This window comes from Pseudomonas sp. (assembly GCF_049645325.1).
Classification (GTDB): Bacteria; Pseudomonadota; Gammaproteobacteria; order Pseudomonadales; family Pseudomonadaceae; genus Aquipseudomonas.
Map to the genome: position 1 here is coordinate 1 of NZ_JBARTQ010000262.1, position 5918 is coordinate 5918.

General features: G+C 60.1%; 5 protein-coding genes. 4 read left to right on the forward strand and 1 reads right to left on the reverse strand.

Annotation, left to right across the window (positions count from 1 at the left end; all coding sequences use genetic code 11):
• Window positions 1-49 precede the first annotated feature (49 nt).
• The gene (locus tag WBB95_RS11405; RefSeq protein WP_424487688.1) at window positions 50-1042 is read right to left on the reverse strand and encodes a helix-turn-helix domain-containing protein; all 993 of its coding nucleotides are present in this window, start codon (window positions 1040-1042) and stop codon (window positions 50-52) included.
• Window positions 1043-1354: 312 nt separating this feature from the next.
• Between WBB95_RS11405 and antA the strand changes: the two genes are divergently transcribed.
• The 4 genes from antA (at window position 1355) to WBB95_RS11425 (ending at window position 5804) form a co-directional block, all read left to right on the forward strand.
• Window positions 1355-2746 (forward strand): anthranilate 1,2-dioxygenase large subunit, encoded by a 1392-nt coding sequence (gene antA / locus WBB95_RS11410; protein WP_424487689.1) that lies wholly within the window; start codon window positions 1355-1357, stop codon window positions 2744-2746.
• Window positions 2746-3237 (forward strand): anthranilate 1,2-dioxygenase small subunit, encoded by a 492-nt coding sequence (antB, locus tag WBB95_RS11415; protein WP_424487690.1) that lies wholly within the window; start codon window positions 2746-2748, stop codon window positions 3235-3237. The genes antA and antB overlap by 1 nt, the downstream gene beginning before the upstream one ends.
• A gap of 83 nt (window positions 3238-3320) precedes the next feature.
• A complete protein-coding gene (gene antC / locus WBB95_RS11420) occupies window positions 3321-4328 on the forward strand; it encodes an anthranilate 1,2-dioxygenase electron transfer component AntC (protein ID WP_424487691.1) in 1008 nt (335 codons plus the stop codon).
• Window positions 4329-4400: 72 nt separating this feature from the next.
• Window positions 4401-5804, forward strand: a complete 1404-nt coding sequence (locus WBB95_RS11425; RefSeq protein WP_424487692.1) for an amino acid permease — start codon at window positions 4401-4403, stop codon at window positions 5802-5804.
• Window positions 5805-5918: the final 114 nt, after the last annotated feature.

Here is a 5918-nt window from a genome sequence, read left to right on the forward strand (position 1 = left end):
CACCGCATTCGCGAGCAAGCCCGCTCCCACATTTGGATCTTCATCAGGCTCAGATACTGCGCAGGCGCTTGCGCTGCAAGGTCTGGCTCGGCGATTCATCAAACAGCTTTCGGTATTCGGCCGAGAACCTTCCTAAATGAGTGAAGCCCCAGCCCAGGGCAATTTCGGAAATGGTACGCGTAGAGCCGTGTTCAAGCATTTCCTGACGCACGCCCCCCAGCCGGTACTTCTTCAAATACGCCATGGGCGACAGCGCAAAGTATTTGCGAAAGGCATCGAACAGCTTGAACCGCGACACGCCGGCCGCCACCTCCAGGTCTTCCAGGTGCACGTCCTCACGGGCGTTGTCGTGGATGTACTGGCGCGCCCGGATCAAGTAATGCGGCAGCTTCACGCCCAGCACATCGCGCAATTCTTCCGAATAGTTATTCGGCTGGGCCAGGATCAAGCCCTTGATCAGCGAGCTTTCCAGATCACGGGTAAACGCCGCCTGCTCGTACAACTCGCTGCTGCGTTCGAGTTCGGCAATGAAATACCGCGCCATGCGCCACCACGACGCCGAAGCGCCGTCTACCGCGTCCATCACCGACTCAAAACGCAGCGGCGCTTGAATCGGCCGTTGCAGCAAACCTTCCAGGGATTCGCTCATCGCCGCCCGCGTAATCACCACCTGCAACTTGCGGCAATCACCGGAAATCGCCAGCACCTGATGCTCGTTCGGTGAAATGATCACGCCCTGGTCACGATTTGAACTCAGGCGCTCACCGTTCTTGCTCAGCTCCTGCTCGCCCACCAGCGGCAGGCTCAGGCTGTAGCTGCTGAAATGCTCGGCGTCTTCGATGTCGATGGTCACATCGGTGCCGTATTCGATCACGCCCAGGGTGGTGGCGCGCGACTTGAACACATTGGCGCTGTGGTGAAACCGCAGGCGTTCGGGCGTGGACGTCGCCAGGCGATGCGGGCCGCAGATGCCCGACATCCAGCTGCAAGCGCCTTCAAGGTCGTAGCGTTGAATATGGATATCGCGTGTTTGGCTGCTCATCAGGGTGCACCCACGGCGGTTAGGCGGTTGCGCGCTCTGGCGGCGCGTCGTTGGGGTTAGACAGCAAGTTCTACGCCACGCCAGCCCGATTGCAACTGGGTGGATAGCAACAGCCGACTAAGTGGATAAGCCACCACGTTTTATGACCATTGCCTGGCAAGACAGTAGCGCATGGCGTCACCCCCGCGCACCGAACTGGGTATTTGCCGCCCAATTATCCGGCCCAGGTTCCCCGACTAAGCGGATAGCCCGCGCCCTGCCCCGCTGCCTCTAATGGCCCACCGATTAGCCCCGATCAAAAAGGTGCCTCCCATGAGTGGTGCAAAAAGCATTGAGCAGTGGAAAACGTTTATCGAAGGGTGCCTGGATTTTCGCCCCGCCGACGAAGTGTTTCGCATTGCACGCGACATGTTCACCGAGCCGGAACTGTTCGACCTGGAGATGGAACTGATCTTCGAAAAGAACTGGATCTACGCCTGCCATGAAAGCGAACTGGCGAATAAACACGACTTCGTGACGATGCGCGCCGGGCGCCAGCCGATGATCATCACCCGCGACGGCGAGGGCCAGCTCAATGCGCTGATCAACGCCTGCCAGCACCGCGGCACCACGCTGACCCGGGTCGGCAAGGGCAACCAGTCCACCTTCACCTGCCCGTTCCACGCCTGGTGCTACAAAAGTGACGGCCGACTGGTGAAGGTCAAGGCACCCGGCGAATACCCCGAAGGCTTCGACAAAGCCACCCGCGGCCTGAAAAAGGCGCGCATCGAAAGCTACAAGGGCTTTGTGTTTATCAGCCTGGACGTCAACGGCACCGACAGCCTGCAAGACTTCCTCGGCGACGCCACTGTGTTCTTCGACATGATGGTCGCCCAGTCCGCCACCGGTGAACTGGAAGTGCTGCCGGGCAAATCCGCTTACACCTACGACGGCAACTGGAAGCTGCAGAACGAAAACGGCCTGGACGGTTATCACGTCAGCACCGTGCACTACAACTACGTGGCCACGGTGCAGCATCGCCAGCAGGTGAACACCGAGAACGGCACGGGCTCAGGCACCACGCTGGACTACAGCAAGCTCGGCGCCGGCGACGCGAATACCGATGACGGCTGGTTCGCCTTCAACAATGGCCACAGCCTGTTGTTCAGCGACATGCCCAACCCGACCGTGCGTTCCGGCTACGCCACCATCATGCCGCGCCTGGTCGAAGAACATGGCCAGCCCAAGGCCGAATGGATGATGCACCGCCTGCGCAACCTGAATATCTACCCGAGCCTGTTCTTTCTCGACCAGATCAGCTCGCAGCTGCGCATCATCCGCCCCATCGCGTGGAACAAGACCGAGATCATCAGCCAGTGCCTGGGGGTGAAAAACGAGTCCGACGCCGACCGCGAAAACCGCATTCGCCAGTTCGAGGACTTCTTCAACGTCTCCGGCATGGGCACGCCGGATGACCTGGTGGAGTTCCGCGAAGCCCAACGCGGTTTTCAGGGCCGCCTGGAACGCTGGAGCGATATCTCACGCGGCAGCCACCGCTGGGAAACCGGGCCCACGCCTAACAGTGAAGCCATCGGCATTCAACCGGCCATGACCGGCACCGAGTTCACCCATGAAGGCCTCTACGTGAACCAGCACCGCAACTGGCAGCAATTCCTGCTCAAGGGCCTGGATCAGCAAGCGCTGAAACTGCGGGAGGTGAAGTGATGAATGCGCAATTGCAGAACCAGATCGAGCAGTTTTTCTACCGCAAATCCGAACTGTGCGACGCCCAGGACTGGGACGCCTATGTGCAGCTGTTCGACCCGCAGAGTGAATTCCACCTGCCGCAATGGGACTCGGAGCACGTCTACACCCGCGACCCCAAGCGCGAGATGTCGCTGATCTACTACGCCAACCGTTCGGGCCTGGAAGACCGCGTGTTCCGTCTGCGCACCGGCAAGGCGGCGTCGGCCACACCGATGCCGCGCACCTTGCACCTGATCAACAACGTGCGCATTGCCGAAAAGGAGCACGCCACGCTGGAGGTGCGGCTGAACTGGCACACGCTGTTCTATCGCCTGGCCACCTCGGAGCAGTTTTACGGGCACGCCACTTACAGCCTCAAACCGCATGGCGACAGTTGGCTGATCACCCGTAAACACGCGTTGCTGCTCAACGACACGATCAATTCGGTGCTGGATTTCTACCACCTGTAACTGCAGAAATTTGGCGCTATTGAGCTTTTGTGGTGAGCGGGCTTTGTGTCGCCCATCAACTCGCACGCGTGGAGAGCAATCATATGAATCACAAAGTGGCCTTCAGTTTTGCCGACGGCAAGACCCTGTTTTTCCCGGTGGGTGCCAATGAAATCCTGCTGGATGCGGCGCTGCGCAATGGCATCAAGATTCCGCTGGACTGCCGCGAAGGCGTGTGTGGCACCTGCCAGGGCCGCTGCGAGTCCGGCGAGTACAGCCAGGATTATGTCGACGAAGAAGCCCTTTCAACACTCGACCTGCAACAACGCAAGATGCTCAGTTGCCAGACGCGTGTGAAGTCCGACGCGGCGTTCTACTTCGATTTTGATTCGAGCCTGTGCAATGCGCCGGGGCCGATTCAGGTGCGCGGCGCGGTCAGCGAAGTGGTGCAGGTGTCGGCCGGCACAGCGATCCTGCAGGTGCAGCTGGGCCAAGTGCTGGATTTTCTGCCCGGCCAATACGCCCGCCTGTCAGTGCCCGGTACAGACAGCTGGCGTTCCTACTCCTTCGCCAATCGCCCGGGCAATCAGCTGCAATTTCTGGTGCGCCTGCTGCCCGATGGGGTGATGAGCAACTACTTGCGCGAGCGTTGCCAGGTCGGAGACGAGGTGTTGATGGAGGCGCCGCTGGGTGCGTTTTACCTGCGCCACGTGACCAAGCCGTTGGTGCTGGTGGCGGGCGGCACGGGGCTTTCGGCCTTGCTGGGCATGCTCGATCAGTTGGTTGCCGACGGCTGCAACCAGCCGGTGCACCTGTATTACGGCGTACGCGGTGCCGAGGACTTGTGCGAAGCCGAACGCATCGCCGCCTATGCGTCGACAATCGCCGATTTCCGCTACACCGAAGTGCTGAGTGCACCCGCGCCCGAGTGGCCCGGCAAACGCGGCTACCTGACCGAGCATTTCGACCTGGCCGAATTGCGGGACAGATCGGCGGATATGTACCTGTGCGGTCCTCCGCCGATGGTCGAATCCATCCAGCAATGGCTGGCGGATCAGGCACTTGATGGCGTTCAGCTGTATTACGAAAAGTTTACGCAGAGTAATATCTGACCCCTCAGCAGTTCTGAGGGGCTGATGCGGCGTGCACTCAACCCTGAGAAAAACAAGTAGAAGGGAATGTTAATGGCGGATGACATGGTTAACCCGGTGGGCCTCAAGCGTGGCCTGAAAAACCGGCACATTCAGCTGATCGCCTTGGGAGGGGCGATTGGCACGGGGTTGTTCCTCGGCTCGGCCGGGGTACTCAAGTCGGCGGGGCCGTCGATGATCCTGGGCTACGCGATCGCCGGGTTTATCGCGTTCCTGATCATGCGCCAGCTCGGCGAGATGATCGTCGAAGAACCGGTGGCCGGCTCATTCAGCCACTTCGCGCACAAATACTGGGGCGGTTACGCAGGCTTCCTGGCGGGCTGGAACTACTGGGTGCTCTACGTGCTGGTGGGCATGGCCGAACTGACAGCCGTGGGCAAATACATCCAGTTCTGGTGGCCGGAGATCCCGACCTGGGTCAGCGCGCTGGTGTTCTTTGTCGCGGTCAACCTGATCAACACCCTGAACGTGAAGTTTTTCGGTGAAGCCGAATTCTGGTTTGCGATCATCAAAGTGGTGGCGATTGTCGGCATGATCGTGCTCGGCTGCTACCTGCTGTTCAGCGGCACCGGCGGCCCGCAAGCCAACATCAGCAACCTGTGGAGCCACGGCGGGTTCTTCCCGAATGGCGGCATGGGGCTGTTGATGTCGATGGCGTTCATCATGTTCTCGTTCGGTGGACTGGAGCTGGTGGGCATCACCGCCGCCGAGGCCAGCGAGCCGCGCAAAGTGATCCCCAAGGCGATCAATCAGGTGGTGTACCGCATCCTGATTTTCTACGTCGGCGCACTCACCGTGCTGCTGTCGCTGTACCCGTGGGACCAACTGCTGCAAACCCTCGGCGCTTCGGGCGATGCCTACAGCGGCAGCCCGTTTGTGCAGATCTTCTCGTTGATCGGCAACGACACCGCCGCGCACATCCTCAACTTCGTGGTGCTGACCGCGGCGCTGTCGGTGTACAACAGCGGCGTGTATTGCAACAGCCGTATGCTGTTCGGCCTGGCCGAGCAAGGCGATGCGCCGAAGTCACTGATGAAGCTGAACAAGCAAGGCGTGCCGATTCGGGCCCTGGCGATTTCGGCGCTGGTGACGATGCTGTGCGTGGTGGTCAACTACGTCGCGCCGCAAAGTGCCCTGGAGCTGCTGTTTGCGCTGGTGGTTGCCTCGCTGATGATCAACTGGGCGCTGATCAGCATCACCCACATCAAATTCCGCAAGGCCATGGGCGAGCAAGGCGTGACGCCGTCGTTCAAGACCTTCTGGTTCCCGTTCAGCAACTACCTGTGCCTGGCGTTCATGGTGATGATTGTCAGCGTGATGCTGGCGATACCGGGTATTCGCGAGTCGGTGTATGCGATGCCGGTGTGGGTGGGGATTATCTACATCGCTTATCGGATGCGAATCAGAAAGGGTAGCGCTGTAGTGAATGCACAGTGATCCCTGTGGGAGCCGGGCTTGCCCGCGATGGCGTTGTGTCAGCCACCGGGCGTGTTGGCTGACACACCACTATCGCAGGCAAGCCCGCTCCCACATTTTTTGATTGCATTCCAC